Consider the following 17,256-nt stretch of genomic DNA (forward strand, 5'->3'; position numbering starts at 1 on the left):
GGCACGACTCCGCTCTGCGACATCGACGACGCCGAAGGCGCCCCGCTCGGGGCGACTTCGGCGTCGTCGGTCACTCCGTGCGGAGGGCTGCCAGTGATGCGCTGATCTCGGTGAGGACCGCGGGGTCCTCGATCGTGGCGGGCGTGGTGCAGTCGCGGCCGTCGGCGATCGCACGGACCGTGCCGCGCAGGATCTTGCCGGAGCGGGTCTTGGGCAGCCGAGCCACCGTCATCACACGGCGGGGAGTGGCGACCGCGCCGATGCGTTCGCGTACGAGTGTGCGCAGTTCGCGCTCGACCTCGGCGGCGGCCCTTTCCACACCCTGGCGCAGGACGACCAGCCCCAGCGGCAACTCGCCCTTGAGGTCGTCCGCGACGCCGACCACCGCGCACTCCGCCACGTCCGGGTGGTCGGAGAGCACCTCCTCCATGGCGCCGGTGGACAGGCGGTGCCCTGCGACGTTGATGACGTCGTCGAGGCGGCCCATCACGAAGACATGGCCGTCCTCGTCGAGGTGGCCGCCGTCGCCGGTCAGGTAGTGGCCGGGGAAGCGGCTCAAGTACGTGGCGGCGTACCGTTCGTCGTCGCGGTAGAGCGTGGTCAGGCTGCCCGGCGGGAGCGGCAGGCGCAGCGCCAGGGTGCCGTCCGTGCCCGGCGGGCAGGGGGCGCCCGCCTCGTCGAGGACCCGCAGGTCCCAGCCGGGCACGGGCCTGCCGGGCGACCCCGACTTGGCGGGCAGCGCCTCGATGCCGAGCGGGTTGGCGACAATGGGCCAGCCGGTCTCCGTCTGCCACCAGTGGTCGACGACGGGGACTTCGAGGAGGTCGCGGGCCCAGTGGTAGGTGTCGGGGTCGAGCCGCTCGCCCGCGAGGAACAGGGAGCGCAGCGACGAGAGGTCGTGGCGGGCCTTGAGCTCCCCCTTCGGGTCGTCCCGCTTGATGGCGCGGATCGCCGTGGGCGCGGTGAACAGGGTCCGTACGCCGTGTTGTTCGATCACGCGCCAGAAGGCACCCGCGTCCGGCGTGCCGACCGGCTTGCCCTCGTACAGAAGTGTCGTGCAGCCGGTCAGCAGCGGGGCGTACACGATGTAGGAGTGGCCCACGACCCAGCCCACGTCGGACGCAGTCCAGAACACCTCGCCGGGCCGGGCGTCGTAGATGTGCTCCATGGACCAGCGCAGTGCCACGGCGTGCCCGCCGTTGTCGCGGACCACGCCCTTGGGGGCGCCCGTCGTACCCGAGGTGTAGAGGATGTAGAGCGGATCGGTGGCGGCCACCGGTACGCAGTCCACGGCCGGTGCCGCGGCGAGCGCGGTCGCCCAGTCCAGGTCGCGGCCTTCGCGCAACTCGGCGCGGTTCTGCGGGCGTTGCAGGATCACACAGGCGTCGGGGCGGTGCGCGCACTGGTCGAGGGCCGCGTCCAGGAGCAGCTTGTACGCGATGACGTGGTCCACCTCGATGCCGCACGAAGCGGAGAGCACCACCTTGGGACGGGCGTGGTCGATGCGGGCCGCGAGTTCGGGCGCGGCGAAGCCGCCGAACACCACGGAGTGCACGGCGCCGATGCGGGCGCAGGCCAGCATCGCCACGACTGCCTCAGGGACCATCGGCAGGTACAGGACGACGGTGTCGCCCTTGCCGACGCCGAGTTGGGCGAGCATTCCGGCGGTGCGGGCCACCTCGTCGAGGAGCTCGCGGTACGTGAAGGTGCGGACCGAGCCGGTGACCGGGCTGTCGTGGATCAGCGCGGGGCGGTCGCCGTGACCCGCCAGGACGTGGCGGTCCAGGGCGTTGTGACAGGTGTTCAGCTCGCCGTCGGCGAACCAGCGGGGCCGGGCGGGCGCGTCGGTGTCCAGGATCGTGCGCGGTCGCACGGACCACTCGACGGCCTCGGCGGCGCGGCCCCAGAAGGCCGTCGGGTCCTGGAGGCTCTCGCGGTGGAGACTCTCGTAGCTCGTCGGACTGGGCAACCGGTCACTCCGATCATCTGCGGGGCGCGCGCCTGAGGGCGAACGCCCGTCATCGTAAAGGGATTCGAGGGCACGAAGGAGCGGGAGCGGTGATCGGATCCCGTACGCAACCGGCGATCCGATCCCGTACTCGACCGGTGAGGTGACAGGGCGGGAGTGGCGCGGACGAGGGCGTGCGGGCCGGTGCTGGGATGACGGCGAATCGTCCCTGGAGGGACGGAGAGCCGGAAGGACCCCTCGTATGCGTTCAGTACGTTCAGTACGTTCCGTCAGCGCCGCCGCCGTGACCCTTGCCGCCCTCGGGCTGCCCGCGGCGCCCGCCGTGGCGGCCGAGTCCGCCCCCGCCGCCCCGGCCGTCGCGCCCGCGCCCGCCCCCGCGCCGACGACCGTCACCGTGACCGGCGCGGGCAGCGCGTCCGCCGCGCCCGACATGGCGATCCTCACCGCGGGCGTCGAGGTCACCGAGCCGACGGCGGGCAAGGCGCTCACGGCGCAGAGCGCCGCGGCCGACGCGCTCCTGGCCGCCGCGCGCAAGGCGGGCGTGGCCGAGCGGGACACCAAGACGGAGAACCTCGCCCTGTCCGCCGTCTACCGCGACGAGAACGGCACGGCGAAGCTCATCGGCTACCAGGCCTCGCAGGTGTTCTCGCTGAAGATCCGGGACATCGAGAAGACCGGGTCCGTGGTGCAGGCGGTCGTGGACGCGGCGGGCGACGCGGGCCGCGTCCACGCGGTGGCCTTCGACATCGAGGACGCGGGGAAGCTGCGGGCCAAGGCGCGCGACGCGGCGTACGAGGACGCACGGGACAAGGCCGCCCAGTACGCCGAGCTGACCGGGCGGCGCCTGGGCCGTCTGGTCTCCCTCGACGAGAGCGACGGCGGCCGCCCGCGCCCCGTGGCGATGCCGGTGGCCGCCTTCGCGAAGGAGGGCGTGCCCATCGCGCCGGGGCAGATCCAGGACGATGTCTCGGTGACGGCGGTCTACGAGATGCGCTGACGCGCTCCGCGGTCGCGCAGGTCGCAGGAGTCCTTGAAGCCCTGGCTGGTCAGGCCCATGGCCGAGTTGAAGCGGGAGCGGAGGTTCTCCAGGGCGACCATCGTGGTCAGCTCGACGAAGGCGGGCTCGCCGAGCCGGACGCGCAGGCGCTCGGCGAGGTCGTCCTCGACGGTGGGCGGGGTCGCGGTCACCGCCTCCGCGTACTCCATGACGTCGCGCTCCAGCGGGGTGTAGACGTCGCTTTCGCGCCAGGCGGGCACGTCGCGCAGCTTCTGCGGGTCCATGCCGCGCTTGTGCGACTCCCAGTAGCCGAAGTCCATGCACCACGAGCAGCCGATCGAGGCCGCCGATGCCATCACGGCCAGCTCCTTGAGGTCGGCGTCCAGCTTGTTCCACTTCGCCGCGCCCTGCTCCATGCGGAGGTACGACCAGAGCAGGCGCGGGTGGTGGGCCATCGCCTTGCCGGGGTCGAGGACCTGGCTGTAGGCGCGCTTCGAGTACCACTCCATGAGGCGGAAGAAGAGGGTGCGGCGCGGGGTGAGCGAGATGCGGGCCATGGAATGCCTCCGATGTCGTACTTCGTACGCTGTTGGCCGTACGTCGTTCGTCGTTCTCCGGCGGTGGTCACCGGATCACTGATGCGACGGATCGGGGCTCCGGGAATGTGACATCGGGGGTGGTGGACATAATGGGGAGGCCCATCCACCCCCCTTCAGGAGGTCCCGTGTCCCGGTCCCTGATCCCCGGGCTCCGCTCGCTGCGCCCCGCTGCTTTCGGTGCGGATCCAGCGGGCCCGCGGCTGGCGCGGATCCGCAGGTCACCGAACTTCTCCGTGGCCGAGGGCTCCTTCCGGAACCCCGTGGGGGCGCGGACCAGGCCGTCCGGTTCCTCGGTGGAGTTCGCGAAGATCTACTTCCGCAAGGAGGAGCGCGTCCGCAGGGGCCCGGCCGGCACGGTACCGGTGCACGCCACGACCCTCGCCGACCTCGCCAAGCCGCCGGTCAGCGGGTTGCGGATCACCTGGATGGGGCACTCCAGCGTCCTCGCCGAGATCGACGGGCGGCGCGTGCTCTTCGATCCGGTGTGGGGCGAGCGGTGCTCTCCGTTCTCCTTCGCGGGGCCCAAGCGGCTCCACCCGGTACCGGTGCCGCTGGAGGCCCTCGGTCCGGTCGACGCCGTCGTGATCTCCCACGACCACTACGACCACCTGGACCTGCCGACCATCAAGGCCCTCGCGGGGACGGACACGGTCTTCGCGGTGCCGCTCGGCGTCGGCGCCCACCTGGAGCGCTGGGGCGTGCCGGCGGACCGGCTGCGCGAGCTGGACTGGCACGAGAGCGCGGAGGTCGCCGGGCTGACCCTGACGGCCACGCCCGCGCGGCACTTCTGCGGCCGCGGCGTGCGCAACCAGCAGCACACGCTGTGGGCCTCCTGGGTCGTGGCGGGGCCGGAGCACCGCGTGTATCACAGCGGTGACACAGGGTACTTCCGGGGTTTCGCGGAGATCGGCGCGCAGTACGGCCCCTTCGACGCGACGATGATCCAGATCGGCGCGTACAGCGACTTCTGGCCCGACATCCACATGACGCCCGACGAGGGCATGCGGGCTCACCTGGACCTCCAGGGCGGGCAGCCGCGGGGCGTGATGCTGCCGATCCACTGGGGGACCTTCAACCTCGCCCCGCACGCCTGGTCGGAGCCCGGCGAGGAGACCGTCGCCGCCGCGCGCCGCATGGGCGCCAGGATCGCGCTGCCCTGCCCCGGTGAGCCCTTCGAGCCCGCCGCCGAGGACCTGCCGAGCGCCCCGTGGTGGAGGGGCGTCGCCGTCGAGCCGGACGGCGGGTGGGCCGAGCCGGTGACGATGGCCAGCGGGGAGCCGGAGGCGGCGCCCGTCGGATAGCCGTTCACGGCCCCACGACGCCGAGGAGGCAGGGATGAGCGCGTACGGCGGCTGGATCGAGGACCACGGCCTGCCCGCGTTCGCCCTGCGCCCCGACGCGCCCCGCACGGAGTGGGACCGCGTCCTCGACCCGCCGACCCGGCGCCGCTGGATCCACCTCGGCAACCGCCGCGTCACGCTCGTCGCCGACACCGAGGGCCGCAGCGGTCTGTGGGACGAGCACGACGGGCTGCGCTGGCTCACCGAACCGGAGCCGCGCGGCACGGGTGTGAGCGTGCTGGAGCGCGCGGAAGCGTCGTCTCCCGAAGTGCCGCGCTCCGACGAGACGCTGCGCTCCGACGAGGTGCTGCGCTCCGACGACGAGGGCGGCGAGGTGGTCTTCGGGCCCGCCTACGCGCGCGTACGGGTTGTCGCGCCGGGCGCGGAGCTGGAGCGCACCGTCCTGTGCCCGGAGGGGGAGGACCCCTGGGTGCTCGTCCGTGTCGAGGTCGTCAACCGCGGTGCGCAGGCCGCACGGTGGCGGCTCGTCGAGGAATGGGACGTACGGCAGCGGCAGTTGGCGTACCTCGAAGTGGGGCCGCGCCCCGAGACGATCCCCTGCGAAGGCGGCGTTCCGCTGGTCGTCGAGCTGCTCGGCGCGAAGGGAGGCCGCGCCCGGCGCACCGCCGATCGCGGGACGCTGAGGGTGGCGTGCGTGCTCGACCTGGGGCCCGGGGAGCGGCGCACCGTGTGGTTCCGGTGCGGGGTGGCCGGAGCCGACTTCGGGGGTGATCCCGAAGCGACGTACGAAGCGAGCCTGCGCGCGCTGCGCGACCGCCTCCCACGCGCGGATGCGGACGGGATGCCGGAGGCCGCCGTCGAGATCCCCTGGCATGCCGCCCTGCTCACCGGAGGGGCCTGCGCGGACGGGCTGCTCGGCGGGCACACGCTCGACCAGGGCTCCGCCTACTCCTTCCGGCACGGCTTCAACGGCGCGGCGCGCGATCCGCTGCAGCACGCGCTGCCCCTGGTGTACACCGAGCCGGACCTCGCCCTGTCCGTGCTGCGCAACACCTGCGCCTGGGCGAGCCCCGACGGCGAACTCCCCTACGCCCTCGACCCGTCGCAGCAGCCCCGCACCGATCTCTACCGTCCCTCCGACCAGAATCTGTGGGCGCTGTGGCTCGCCGCCGAGTACGCGGCGGGGACGGGCGACCTCGCCGCGCTGGAGGAGCCGGTCGGCTTCCACCCTTCGTACGGTGCGCCCGAGGTGCCGCTCAAGGAGCACCTGCGGCGCCAGTTCCACTACGTACGCGATGTCGTGGGCGTCGGTGAGCGCGGGCATCTGCGGATCCGCAACGCCGACTGGAACGACCTCGTCCTCGACGACACCGGCATCGACAGGCAGACGATGATCGAGCGCGGCGAGTCCGTGCTCAACTCCGCGATGGCCGCCTGGGTGCTGCCCGTCTACGCGGGCCTCGCGGACCGGCTCGGTGACGCGGAGACGGCCGCCGAGGCGCGCGGGTTCGGGGAGCGGCTGCGGCAGGCGGTCGCGGGGGAGTGGAACGGCCGCTGGTTCCGTCGCGCCCACGGGCCCGGCGCCTCGCCCGTCGGCGAGCACGAGCTGTGGCTGGAGGTGCAGCCCTGGGCGATCCTGTGCGGGGCCGCCGATGCCGCACGCGCGCGTGAACTGCTCGGCACCGTCGAAGAGTTGTGCGCCAAGGACTCCCCGCTCGGCGCCCGGCTGCTCGGGCCCGCGGCCGACGGCTCGGCCCCCGCGGACCGCGGCACCATCTGGTACGCGATCAGCCAGACGCTGGTCTGGGCGGCCGCCCGCGTCGAGCCCGGCCTCGCGCGGGAGCACTGGCGCCGCATGACGCTCCACGCGCACGCGGCCGCGTACCCGGACATCTGGGAGGGCACGCTCTCCGGCCCCGACGCCTATCTGCCGCCCGAGTCCGGGCGGGCCGGGCACACCTGGGCGATGCCGGACGTCGGCGTCGCCATGCAGGCCTGGCCGGTCGCCAATCTGCACAGCCACGCCCAGCCGCTCCTCGCCTATCTGCGCCTGCTGGGCGTCGAACCCACCCCCACGGGTCAACTCCGCGTACACGGTGGAGGGTTCTTCGAGAGCCGCGTGTTGACGGTTCGTCCTGACGGCTCGGGTCGGCTGAGCGCGAAGGGTCCCGCCGAGGTCGTGACGGCCGACGGGCGCGCGTACGGCGGCAGTGGCGCGGTCCGCTGGGGCTGAGCCCGCGGAGTCGGAAGGATGCGGGGAACTGACGTCCGACGAGTGAATCGGACCTGCGTACGACGGTAATCGGACCCCCGTGCGATGCGTCATACCAGAGCGGGATGCTGCCCCGCAGACTTTGTCAACTGCCCACCGCACATGATGCGTTGCCGACTACCGTGTGTGGCCGTCGGGCGACGCAGGGATCACGAGCCAGGGCTGACATCGCGACCTGCCGACCGGCACGGCGATGCCGCAACCATGCCGAAAAACGCCGCAACAAAGACGCCTCAACCATGCCGAGAAGACGAAGTCGGCCGACCGCTGGACCCTCGTCGCAACGTACCGAGGACGCTGATGTCTCACCTACGCGCACCGGCCGCCCGTGCAGACCGCCGTGAGGGCGGCCGGCACGGCAGGACCGGTGGCCGTACCGCCGCCGCACTGCCCGAGACGCACATACGGCCCCAACTCCTGCGCATCGCGGTGCTGCCCGCCGTCGCCGTGGGCCTGAGCGCCTGCGCGGCCGTGCTGTTCACGCTGCGCTCGACCGCCACCAGGCCGGGGCCCATCCTGTTCGCCGTGCTCGGCGCCGCCGGTCTGGTCGGCCTGGCCGGCATCGTGATCGCCGGTGTGGCCGCCGACCGCGCGGCGCGGGCCGTGCGCGACCGCGTCGGCGCGCTGCGCCGTGTCACCGCGCGCGGCCAGTCCGAACTGCGGACCGTGGTCGAGCAGTTGCGCCGTGGCGAGCAGCCGCCCGTCCGCAGGGCGCCGGAGCGGATCAGGCCCGGCGGCGACGAGTTCGACCTGCTCGCCGGGGAACTCACACGCGCCCACGAGGTCGCCGTCGGCGCCGTCGTGCAGGCCTCCCAGCTCTCCAGCCACGCGGGCAGCGAACAGAAGGTCGAGGTCTTCGTGAACCTCGCCCGACGGCTGCAGTCGCTCGTGCACCGCGAGATCTCCCTGCTCGACGACCTGGAGAACGAGGTCGAGGACCCCGAACTGCTCAAGGGCCTCTTCCACGTCGACCACCTCGCGACCCGCATCCGCAGGCACGCCGAGAACCTCGCCGTGCTCGGCGGCGCCGTCTCGCGCCGCCAGTGGAGCAACCCCGTCTCCATGACCGAGGTGATGCGCTCCGCCATCGCCGAGGTCGAGCAGTACTCGCGCGTCAAGCTGGTGCCGCCGATCGACGGCACCCTGCGCGGGCACGCCGTCGCCGACGTCATCCACCTGCTCGCCGAACTCGTCGAGAACGCCACGGTGTTCTCCGCGCCGCACACCCAAGTCCTGCTGCGCGCCAACCTCGTGACCGCCGGGCTCGCCGTCGAGGTCGAGGACCGGGGCCTCGGCATGCCGCTCACCGAGCAGAACAAGATGAACCGGCTGCTCGCCGACCCCGACCAGGTCAACGTCGCAAGTCTCCTGCAGGACGGGCGCATCGGGCTCTTCGTGGTGTCCGCGCTCGCCCGCAGGCACGGCGTCGCGGTCCGGCTGCAGACCAACATCTACGGCGGCGTCCAGGCCGTGCTGATCCTGCCGCAGGAACTCCTCGGCGCCGAACCGCAGCCGGACGCGCGCGGAGAGGCGAGGGACGAAGCCCCGGCGCAGGCGCGCACCGCTCCGCAGCCCCCGCCCCGCCCCGAGCCCCGCCCGGAAGTCCAGCAGGAGCCGCGCCCCGAGCCCCGCCCCGAGCCCCGCCCCGAACCGGCCCCCGTCCCGGTCCAGCCACGCGCCGCGAACGGCACCGCGCCGGCCCCCCTCCCCGTGCGCGGCGCACGCCAGGAGCGGCCGACGCCCGCCGACGCCGTCCCCGGCATCAGGCCGGAGGACAGGCAGGCCGCCGCCGAGCACGCGGGGACGCCGCCGGTCCCGCGGGGCGGCGGAGCCGTGCGCGGCCGCGTCGGCAGGCCCCAACTCCCCAAGCGCCGCGCCCAGGAGCACATCGCGCCCCAGCTGCGCGACTCCCCGGCGCCGCGCCCCGAGAGCGAGCACGTCGTCGGACACGACCCGGGCCTGATGGCCGCGTTCCAGCGCGGCATCGGCCTCGCCCAGGCGCAGGAAGCGCGCGATCCCGTGCCCCGGGAACACGGGGCCGGGGTCCCTCATGACGGGAGCGGACAAGGCGGCTGACGCACACCACCAGGCCCGATCACCCCCCACCACCTCTGCCCCGGCAGACCCACGTACGTCCGTACCTCCAAGGAGTCGATCCACCATGGCGAGCGATGCGCCGACCGGCCATGTATCCGATCTCGACTGGCTGATGAGCGGCCTCGTCCAGCGCGTGCCGCACACCCACAGCGCAGTCCTGCTCTCCTCCGACGGACTCGTGAAGTCGGTGCACGGCCTCGACCCGGACAGCGCCGACCACATGGCCGCCCTCGCCTCGGGGCTCTACTCGCTCGGGCGCAGCGCGGGGGTCAGGTTCGGTGACGGCGGGGACGTCCGCCAGGTCGTCGTGGAGCTGGACTCCACGCTCCTGTTCGTCTCCACCGCGGGCTCGGGCACCTGTCTGGCCGTACTCGCCGGGCGCGACGCGGACGCGGCCGTGCTCGGCTACGAGATGGCCATGCTGGTCAAGAGCGTCCGCCCGTACCTGATCACCGCGCCCCGGCAACCCGCCGGCGAACCCGCGCCGATGAGGCACTGAGGATGGCGGCCCCGCACGACGGGCCCTGGCTCGACGACGCCGCGGGTCGGCTCGTCCGCCCCTACACCGTCAGCAACGGACGGACCAGACCGACCAGCCAACTCGACCTGCTCTCCCAGGTGATGGCGACAGGATCCACCCCCCTCGGCTACCTCGGGCCCGAGCACGCCGAGGCCCTCGCCCTGTGCGAGGCGCCCGTCTCCGTCGCCGAGATCGCGGCGCAGCTGAAGCTGCCCGCGGTCGTGACCAAAGTGATCCTTTCCGATCTCCTCGACTGCGGGGTCCTCACCACGAAGGCCCCGGACTTCTACCACAACCCCACTGACCGGTCCCTGTTGGAGGCAGTGCTCGATGGATTACGACGACAGCTCTGACCCCTTCCCCACCGCGCTGAAGATCCTGGTCGCCGGTGGCTTCGGGGTCGGAAAGACGACCTTTGTGGGTGCGGTCAGCGAGATCGCGCCCCTGAGCACCGAGGAGTTGCTCACCACGGTCAGCGAGGGCACCGACGACCTGTCGGGCGTGGAGAACAAGACCACGACCACCGTCGCCATGGACTTCGGCAGGATCACCCTCGACCCGGAACACGTGCTGTACCTCTTCGGCACGCCGGGGCAGGAGCGGTTCTGGTTCATGTGGGACGAGCTCTCCGAAGGCGCGCTCGGCGCCGTGGTCCTCGCCGACACCCGGCGCCTGGAGGACTGCTTCGCCGCCGTGGACTTCTTCGAGCAGCGCGGCATGGGCTTCATCGTGGCGATCAACGAATTCGACGGTGCCTACCGCTACGAACCCGAGGAGGTGCGCTCCGCGATCGACCTCGACCCTCAAGTGCCCGTCGTGCGCTGCGACGCACGGATCTCCAGTTCCGGCATCCAGACGCTGCTCACCCTCGTCAAACACCTGCTCAACCATGCCCCGGCGCCGACCTACGGAGCCCACACGTGATGTACGACCCGACCGGGCACCTGCTTCTCACCCCCGTGGACAAGGAGGCGCCCGCGCGGGTGCGGAGACTGCGCGGGCTCGGGATCGGGCAGCGTCCCGAACCGGCCTTCGACGCCTTCGCCGAGCGGCTCGCCGAGCTGACCGGCGCGCCGTACTCGATGGTCAACTTCATCGACGTGGAGCGGCAGTTCTTCGCCGGGCTGCACACTCCGGAGGGTGCGTGCTTCGGCGCGGAGCCGTCCGCCGATGCCGGCGCGCCCGCCGCCGGTGGTGGTGAGGCATGCCGCTACATGGCCCGCGACCACGGCTACTGCCCGCACGTCGTGGTGCGCCGCAAGGCCCTCGTCCTGGAGGACGTCTGCGAGTATCCGCGGTTCGCGGGCAACCCCGTGGTGGACGAGATCGGCATCCGCTCCTACCTCGGCGCTCCCCTGATCGACCGGACGGGGATCGTGCTCGGCACGGTCTGCGTCGTGGACGTCGAGCCGCGCCGCTGGGGCAGGGCGGGGCTCGACACGATCAAGTCCATGGCCGCGGAGCTGGTCGAGCAGATCCACCGACGGGAGGACGGCGGGATCTGACCGGGGCCCGGCGCCCCGGGCCGGTTCAGAGGTCGAGTTCGGCCCCGTCGGGGAACCGGACGCGGACATGGACGCCGTCGTCGGTCACGTCGCAGGTGATGGACTCCCGCAGCGCCCGCGGGTGGACCGTGTCCTGCGACAGGGCGACCAGCGTGACGTGGACGCTCGCGCCCCCGGCGTGGTCCCTCGACGTCAGGAACGGCGTCGCGGAGTGCGGTCCGTACGCGTTGGCGGCCACCTCGCGGGCGATGCCCGCCTCTTCGTCCCAGCCGTGCAGGGCGACGACCGCGCTGGTCAGACCCGTGGTCGTACGGGCGAGCGCCCAGCCGGGGCCCTGCTCGGCGTGCGGCCGTGCCGCGTCCGCGACGGCGTATCCGCCCTCCCGGACGCCCGCTCCGGCCGGGGCCTGCACACGGTGCACACGGATCTCCCACGGGCCGTGCAGCGCGCTGGTCGTCTCGATCGGGAACACCTCGCCTTCCTGGTCGGGCAGTTCGGCGTCGTGGCGGGACGCGGCGACGCGGCCCTCGCACCGCAGCGGGTGGATACGGCGGCGGCGCGAGGGCATGCCGTCCGGGGCGAGCAGCGCCAGATGGCCGTCGACGGTGCGCTCCCACGCGCGCGGGGCGGTCTCCGGGGCCGTCGCCGTCGAGTAGCCGAGCTTGGCGTAGTGGGGGTCGTCCTGGGCGGGGCCCTCCAGGGGGTTGTGGTCGCTGCCGTGGTTGACCAGGCGGACGATGCCGTCGTGCCGGGTGCCGTGCAGGAGCCAGCCGGGCCGGGGGAGCGCGGTGTACCGGTCGGACTCCTCGACGGGCAGCGGGACTTCGCGCTCCGTCCACACCGGGTGGTCGGCGGGCAGGAGCAGGCCCAGGAAGCCCTTGCTCGCCCAGTAGGGAGACGCGGGGCCCGAGTAGGCCTGCGTCGTGGGCAGGAACGTCCCGTACCAGCCGAGCGGAAGCAGCCCCCGTTCGTCGGGCACGCCGCGCTCCACGAAGTGCCGGGCCGTTCCGGAGGCGAGCCGCCGGGTGAGGCCGGGCGCGAGCGGGGTGCAGTCGGCGAGGGCGCCCATCCACACGGGCGCGGCCGCCGCGAACCGGTACGTCAGGGAGCGGCCCTGATGGACGGGGGCGCCGTCGCCCCCGAAGAAGTGCGGGTACGTGGCGAGGAACTGGGTCAGGCGTTCGCGGTAGACCTTGGCGCGGCCCCCGTCGTCTTCGCCGGCCATGCGGGCCCACAGCAGCGGGTAGAGATGCATCGCCCAGCCGATGTAGTAGTCGAAGTTGCGCCCGTCGCCGTCGCTGTACCAGCCGTCGCCGCGGTACCAGTCCTCGATGCGGTCGAGGCCGCCGTCGATGTCCGACTGGCTGTACGGGGCGCCGACCGAGGCGAGGAACTGCTCGGACACCACCTGGAAGAGTCGCCAGTTGTTGTCCCAGGTCCTGCCGCCGACGAACCCGGAGAACCAGTCGACCACCCGCTCCTGGACCCGGGGGTCGAGCTTGTCCCAGATCCAGGGGCGCGTCTCGTGCAGCCCGATCGCGATCGACGCCGCCTCCACCATCTGCTGGGAGCAGTCGGTGAGTTCGGGCCAGGCCTCGCCGCTGCCGCGGTCCGTGCCCGTTGTCAGACCCCGCGCGTAGCGTTCTGTGAGACGGGGGTCCACCTCGCCGCCCGCTCCCGCGATCCGGAAGGAGGCAAGCAGGAATGACCGCGCGTACCCTTCGAGCCCGTCCGACACGACCCCCGACCAACTGCCCCGCCCCGGCAGGCGGTACTGCGCGAGACCCGGCGTCGCGTAGGGGACGAGCGCCTCCAACTGCCGGTCGGCGAGGGCCTCCCAGTGCGCCCTGGTCCAGCCGGTGAGCGGGGACAGGACGCGGTCGGTGGGCGGCAGGGGCAGGTGCGGTGCGGGCATGGGGTCCGTAACTCCTCGATGGGTGACGCGGGTCGGGCGAGGGCGGCGACCCTATTCGCGGTAGGTGCTCGCGTCGACGGTGGGCTTGTCCAGGCCGAGCGCGGCGATGCGGGACTTTCCGGCGGCGGTGACGGGGAAGCGCCACGTGCCGACGAAGAAGTCACCGAGGTCGCGGCCGGTGGCCCGGCAGGCGTAGACCGCGAGGTGGTCGTAGCGGTCCGCCTCCGTGGCTGCGGCCGGGTTGTCGGTGCGGATCAGGCGGTGCAGCTCGGGCCAGACGCCGGTGCCGAAGGCGAGCCGCAGCTGCCACAGCGGGACGAGCTTCTGCCACACGTCGAGGGAGGCGTAGTCGCTGCCGCCGTCGCGGGCCGCGAAGGCGCGGTCGTAGACGTCCTTGCCGGTGGAGTCCTTGACGAGCAGCCGTGACGTCTGGCCGAGCGTGCGCTGCGCGGCGAGTGAGTAGAGGTTGCAGGTGACCTCGGTGAGCGCGCCCGGCTTGTAGGCGAACTGCTGATGCTGGTGGCCGAGTTCGTGGTACATGCCCCAGCCGCCGGTGCGCAGCCCGTTCACGCCCGCGATGTACGTCATGGCGCCGCTCGGGTATCCCGTGTAGCCGTGCGTCGCGTACGCGCCGACACCCGACGCCACCTTCGTGACGTTCACGAAGTGGTACGGCAGCGGATTGCGCGCGTGCGTGCCGCTCGTGCCGCTGAGTCCGCTGAACGTGGCGTGCGAGGACAGGAGTTGCTCGTACGTGTCCAGGAGCGAGGCGTGGCTCTCGGACCGGTACTGCAGGGCGGTGGCGCGGGAGAGCGTGACGATGGCGTGCGCGGAGCGGAGCTGGACGTAACCGGCCGAGGCGTACGAGTCCAGCTGGGACTGGAAGGCGGACTCCGAGGTCGAGCCGTGCGTGAAGGTGGGCATGGGCACGGACCCGGCCCCGAGGGTGACGGTGGCGCGCTGCCCGCTGCCGGTCATGGTGAGGTGGATCGGCCCGCCGTGCGGATCCGTGACGGTGTTCGTCCCGGCCTTGAGGGGATACGCGCGCGGGGCGTTGGGGGTGGCGTAGTAGTCGGGGATGCCGACGTACAAGGTCGGCAGGACGCCGTCGGGCGCGGACACGGTGACGGTGACCGCGGTGCCCGCGGGTGCGTAGGCCGCCGTGGTGAAGAAGTCACTGGCGCGCTGGGCGGCCCCGAGCCGGATCCGCTGGGACTCGGCGGAGACGCGGGCGGTGAGCTGGACGGTGGCGGTGGCGCGAGCCTCGGCCCGCGCCGCGTGGGCGGTGCCTGGGAGCAGGGCGGCTCCGGTGGTTGCGGCGAGGCCGGTGAGGACGGTGCGGCGGGGGAGGGGAGTGTGTCTCATGGGGTTGCACTCCTTGTCGGGTGGGAGAGCGCCCCGTTAGGGGCGCGGGGAACTGTGCGAGCGGCCGAGACGCACCCGCACGTGCCGAACCGGCGGGAGCCCCCGGACATCAGACGAACTCTGCCGAATGGGTACGCCCTCGGGAGCCGCCGACACGGGCCGTCACGACGGGTCTGCGCCCAGGCGTGACCGTCACCGTGTCATCGGCACGGACGACCTTCCGTACGGGAAAGGGAAGCTCGACGGTCAGCGTCCGCTCGGTCCGCCCGGGGTCGGCAACGGCAACCGAAAGACCCTGGTGCCCGCGCCGCAGGAGAATCGTGCCGGGCCCGGAGGACGAAAGACCCTCCGCGGTCCCGGGCGCCCAGAAGTGCGCCGCGAACACCCCCTCCCGCCGCGCCTCGACGGCCTGCACGGTCGCGTCATTGGCGACGACCCGCACCGGTCGCCCCGCAGCCCAGACGGCAGTCGCAACCGCACTGGCCCCGGGCAGCAGCACATAGGCGTACGACGCCCCGGCAGGGGAGACGCCATGGTCCAGCCACAGCGTCAGATACCGTCGCGCGACCGGCGTCGCGCTCCCCCCGGTGTCCGCGCCCGTATTGATGTCCCGCCACGCGCCGACCCGTTCCTCACGCAGGGCGCGCAGGCCGAGGTCGACAGCGCGGTCGGGGCGGTCGGAGTGGCCGGGGCGGCCGGGATGGTCGGGGAAGACATAGCCGCCGGTGCCTTCGAGGTGGGCCCAGCGCGCCCGGTCGAACCGCGCCGACCAGCCCTGCCGGTCCGGCTGCGGGCGGCCGTCGACGGTCAGCCGCCGGACGCGCCCGGCAGCGTACAAGTTGCGGTTCTCGACGACCGTCTCCACCGTGCGGCCGTCGCTCGCGTCGATCCCCGCGCCGAGCGCGACGACCGCGTTGTCGAGGCAGAACCACGCCTTGCGGGCCCGCAGGGTGCTGCCGTCGGCGATGAGTTCCATGGCGGCGGCGCCGTATCGGCCCTCCAGGACCGCGCCGCCCGCGACGGCGTTCTTCGGGCGGTACGTCCCCGTGCCGCCGCCCGAGCCGATGTCGGCCCGCGCCCGCGTGTCCACGGTCGTGCCCGGCAGGCGGTACGGATCCACGGTGGCCCAGAAGCCGTCCCCGAACTGCCCGAGGTCGTCGCCGTCGTAGAGATGGGCCATGCCGTCGCCGGTGTACCAGCCGTGCAGGTTCTCGCCGTTGCCCGCCTCGTACGCGGCGATCCGCTGCGAGGAGAGGGACAGGGCGAGGGCCCAGCCGGGCCGCCTGTGGACCACGCGGTCCATGTCGGCGAACACGAAGTGCCCGGTGAGCCGCGCGGTGGCGGGCACCGACGCGTCGTCGAGGACCGCCTTGGCGCGGGCGACGGCGGGGATGCCGACGAGGCCCAGGTACGGGGTGTTCCCGTTGCGGTGGATCCAGCCCTTGGCGAGCGCCCGCCAGCGCCGCGCGTACGCGGCCGGGGCGCCGGACGCCAGCTGGAGGATGTGGGAGATCGTCACGGCTCCGTCGTTGTGGTCCCGCGCCCTCTCCCGCGATATCGCCCGGCCGCGCACGGCGTCCATCATCAGCCCGTCGAACAGCACCGGCGCGAACGTGCGGTCCACCGCCTCGTACAGCACGGACGTCTTCGGGTCCTCGACCGCCCACTCGGAGCCGGCGAGCAGTGCGATCAGCTGGCCCACGCTGCCGAGCAGGACACTGCCGTACGTTCCTGTGTACGCGACGGAGCCGTGCTGCACGAACGACCCGTCCTCGTAGAAGCCGTCGCCCGAAGTGACGTACTGGAAAAGGCTGTTGCGGCCGCCGTCGCGCACGTCGGACAGGCCGTCGCGGGCGAGAGAGACCGTGGCCGCATCCCGCGCGAGCAGTCCGCGCAGGGCCACGACGACCGCCTTGTCGGCGCGGTTGGCGCCGGTCTCGGAGAGCGAGGGCGCGTTCGTGCGGCGGTCCGGGTCGGGGCAGAACTTCGCGGCCGTCGCGGTGTACGCGGCCAGGTCGTCGGCGGGCATGCGCGCCCGCAGCAGGAGGCAGGTGTCCATGAGCGCGCGGGGTGCGCCGATCTCCCAGAACCACCAGTTGCCGGACTCGGGACGGCCCGGGTGGTAGGCGGCGGAGTGCAGGAAGCGCAGGGCGTCGAGCAGGGCGTCCGCGGTCTCCGTGCTGTCGCTGAGCGAGGTGCCGGGCGTGGCCCAGGCGGTGGCGAGGGTGCGCAGCCGGGTGTAGCTCTGGCCGAAGTTGCCGGGGTCCGCGGCGGGGGAGAGGTCGGACCACAGCGCTGCCCTGCCCGCCGAGCGGTCCAACTGCCGCCACCAGGCCGACGCCTGGGTGTCCAGGGTCTTCAGGGCGGTGGCGAAGTCGGGGTCCGTGGCGTCGAAGGCGCCGCCGGTGAGCTGGTCCGCGGCGCGGGCGAGCAGCGTGCCGTACGCGTCATCGGCGGCGTCCTCACGCCGAGCGGCCCAGGCGGTGCCGGTCGCGGTCACCGTCGTCACCGCCGCCGCCGACGACACGACGGCGGCGGCCGCCCCGGCCGCGAGGAGTGCGCGACGACTGGGCCCGGTGGAGTCGGAGACTGGCGTGGGCATGCGAACTCCCAGAGGCGTCGGGGCACATGAGGCGATCCCGCGACAGCATGTAAGCGGTTGCTATGGAGCGCAAGAGGGGCCGGAATCTTTCTACGTTCTTTCTGCGTCGCCAGG

General features: G+C 72.9%; 13 protein-coding genes. 8 read left to right on the forward strand and 5 right to left on the reverse strand.

What is annotated here, in order from left to right:
* Positions 1-70 precede the first annotated feature (70 nt).
* Positions 71-1,969, reverse strand: a complete 1,899-nt coding sequence (locus AB0B50_RS06640; RefSeq protein WP_362326557.1) for a propionyl-CoA synthetase — start codon at positions 1,967-1,969, stop codon at positions 71-73.
* Between the two features lie 241 nt (positions 1,970-2,210).
* Here AB0B50_RS06640 and AB0B50_RS06645 point away from each other — a divergent pair, with 241 nt between their 5' ends.
* Entirely contained in the window at positions 2,211-2,966 is a 756-nt protein-coding gene (locus tag AB0B50_RS06645) for an SIMPL domain-containing protein (RefSeq protein WP_362326559.1), read from the forward strand.
* Here AB0B50_RS06645 and AB0B50_RS06650 read toward each other — a convergent pair.
* Positions 2,951-3,523, reverse strand: coding sequence for a carboxymuconolactone decarboxylase family protein (locus AB0B50_RS06650; protein ID WP_362326561.1), 573 nt, complete (start codon positions 3,521-3,523; stop codon positions 2,951-2,953). The two genes, AB0B50_RS06645 and AB0B50_RS06650, sit on opposite strands and share 16 nt — an antisense overlap.
* Positions 3,524-3,690: 167 nt before the next feature.
* On the opposite strand from AB0B50_RS06650, the gene AB0B50_RS06655 reads away from it, so the two are divergent.
* The 7 genes from AB0B50_RS06655 to AB0B50_RS06685 all read left to right on the forward strand — a co-directional run bounded on the left by AB0B50_RS06655 (position 3,691) and on the right by AB0B50_RS06685 (position 11,260).
* On the forward strand, positions 3,691-4,866 hold the full coding sequence (locus AB0B50_RS06655) for an MBL fold metallo-hydrolase (protein WP_362326563.1): 1,176 nt from the start codon (positions 3,691-3,693) through the stop codon (positions 4,864-4,866).
* Positions 4,867-4,900: 34 nt separating this feature from the next.
* Entirely contained in the window at positions 4,901-7,099 is a 2,199-nt protein-coding gene (locus AB0B50_RS06660) for a hypothetical protein (RefSeq protein ID WP_362326566.1), read from the forward strand.
* 339 nt (positions 7,100-7,438) lie between these two features.
* Entirely contained in the window at positions 7,439-9,214 is a 1,776-nt protein-coding gene (locus AB0B50_RS06665; protein WP_362326569.1) for an ATP-binding protein, read from the forward strand.
* An 85-nt stretch (positions 9,215-9,299) separates the two neighbouring features.
* Complete coding sequence (locus AB0B50_RS06670) at positions 9,300-9,734, forward strand: roadblock/LC7 domain-containing protein (protein WP_362326572.1); 435 nt, start codon at positions 9,300-9,302, stop codon at positions 9,732-9,734.
* A gap of 2 nt (positions 9,735-9,736) precedes the next feature.
* Positions 9,737-10,108: a DUF742 domain-containing protein gene (locus tag AB0B50_RS06675; RefSeq protein ID WP_362326575.1), complete on the forward strand. Its 372-nt coding sequence runs from the start codon at positions 9,737-9,739 to the stop codon at positions 10,106-10,108.
* On the forward strand, positions 10,086-10,679 hold the full coding sequence (locus AB0B50_RS06680; protein WP_362326578.1) for an ATP/GTP-binding protein: 594 nt from the start codon (positions 10,086-10,088) through the stop codon (positions 10,677-10,679). Before AB0B50_RS06675 ends, AB0B50_RS06680 begins: the two co-directional genes overlap by 23 nt.
* Positions 10,676-11,260: a GAF domain-containing protein gene (locus tag AB0B50_RS06685; protein ID WP_362326581.1), complete on the forward strand. Its 585-nt coding sequence runs from the start codon at positions 10,676-10,678 to the stop codon at positions 11,258-11,260. Before AB0B50_RS06680 ends, AB0B50_RS06685 begins: the two co-directional genes overlap by 4 nt.
* A 25-nt stretch (positions 11,261-11,285) precedes the next feature.
* Here the strand turns inward: AB0B50_RS06685 and AB0B50_RS06690 are convergent, their stop codons facing one another.
* The 3 genes from AB0B50_RS06690 to AB0B50_RS06700 form a co-directional block, all read right to left on the reverse strand.
* On the reverse strand, positions 11,286-13,175 hold the full coding sequence (locus tag AB0B50_RS06690) for a DUF2264 domain-containing protein (RefSeq protein ID WP_362326584.1): 1,890 nt from the start codon (positions 13,173-13,175) through the stop codon (positions 11,286-11,288).
* Between the two features lie 51 nt (positions 13,176-13,226).
* Complete coding sequence (locus tag AB0B50_RS06695) at positions 13,227-14,540, reverse strand: M60 family metallopeptidase (RefSeq protein WP_362326587.1); 1,314 nt, start codon at positions 14,538-14,540, stop codon at positions 13,227-13,229.
* 109 nt (positions 14,541-14,649) lie between these two features.
* Positions 14,650-17,142 (reverse strand): polysaccharide lyase 8 family protein, encoded by a 2,493-nt coding sequence (locus AB0B50_RS06700; protein ID WP_362326590.1) that lies wholly within the window; start codon positions 17,140-17,142, stop codon positions 14,650-14,652.
* Positions 17,143-17,256: the final 114 nt, after the last annotated feature.

It is taken from the genome of Streptomyces sp. NPDC041068, from assembly GCF_040647455.1.
Lineage (GTDB): Bacteria > Actinomycetota > Actinomycetes > Streptomycetales > Streptomycetaceae > Streptomyces.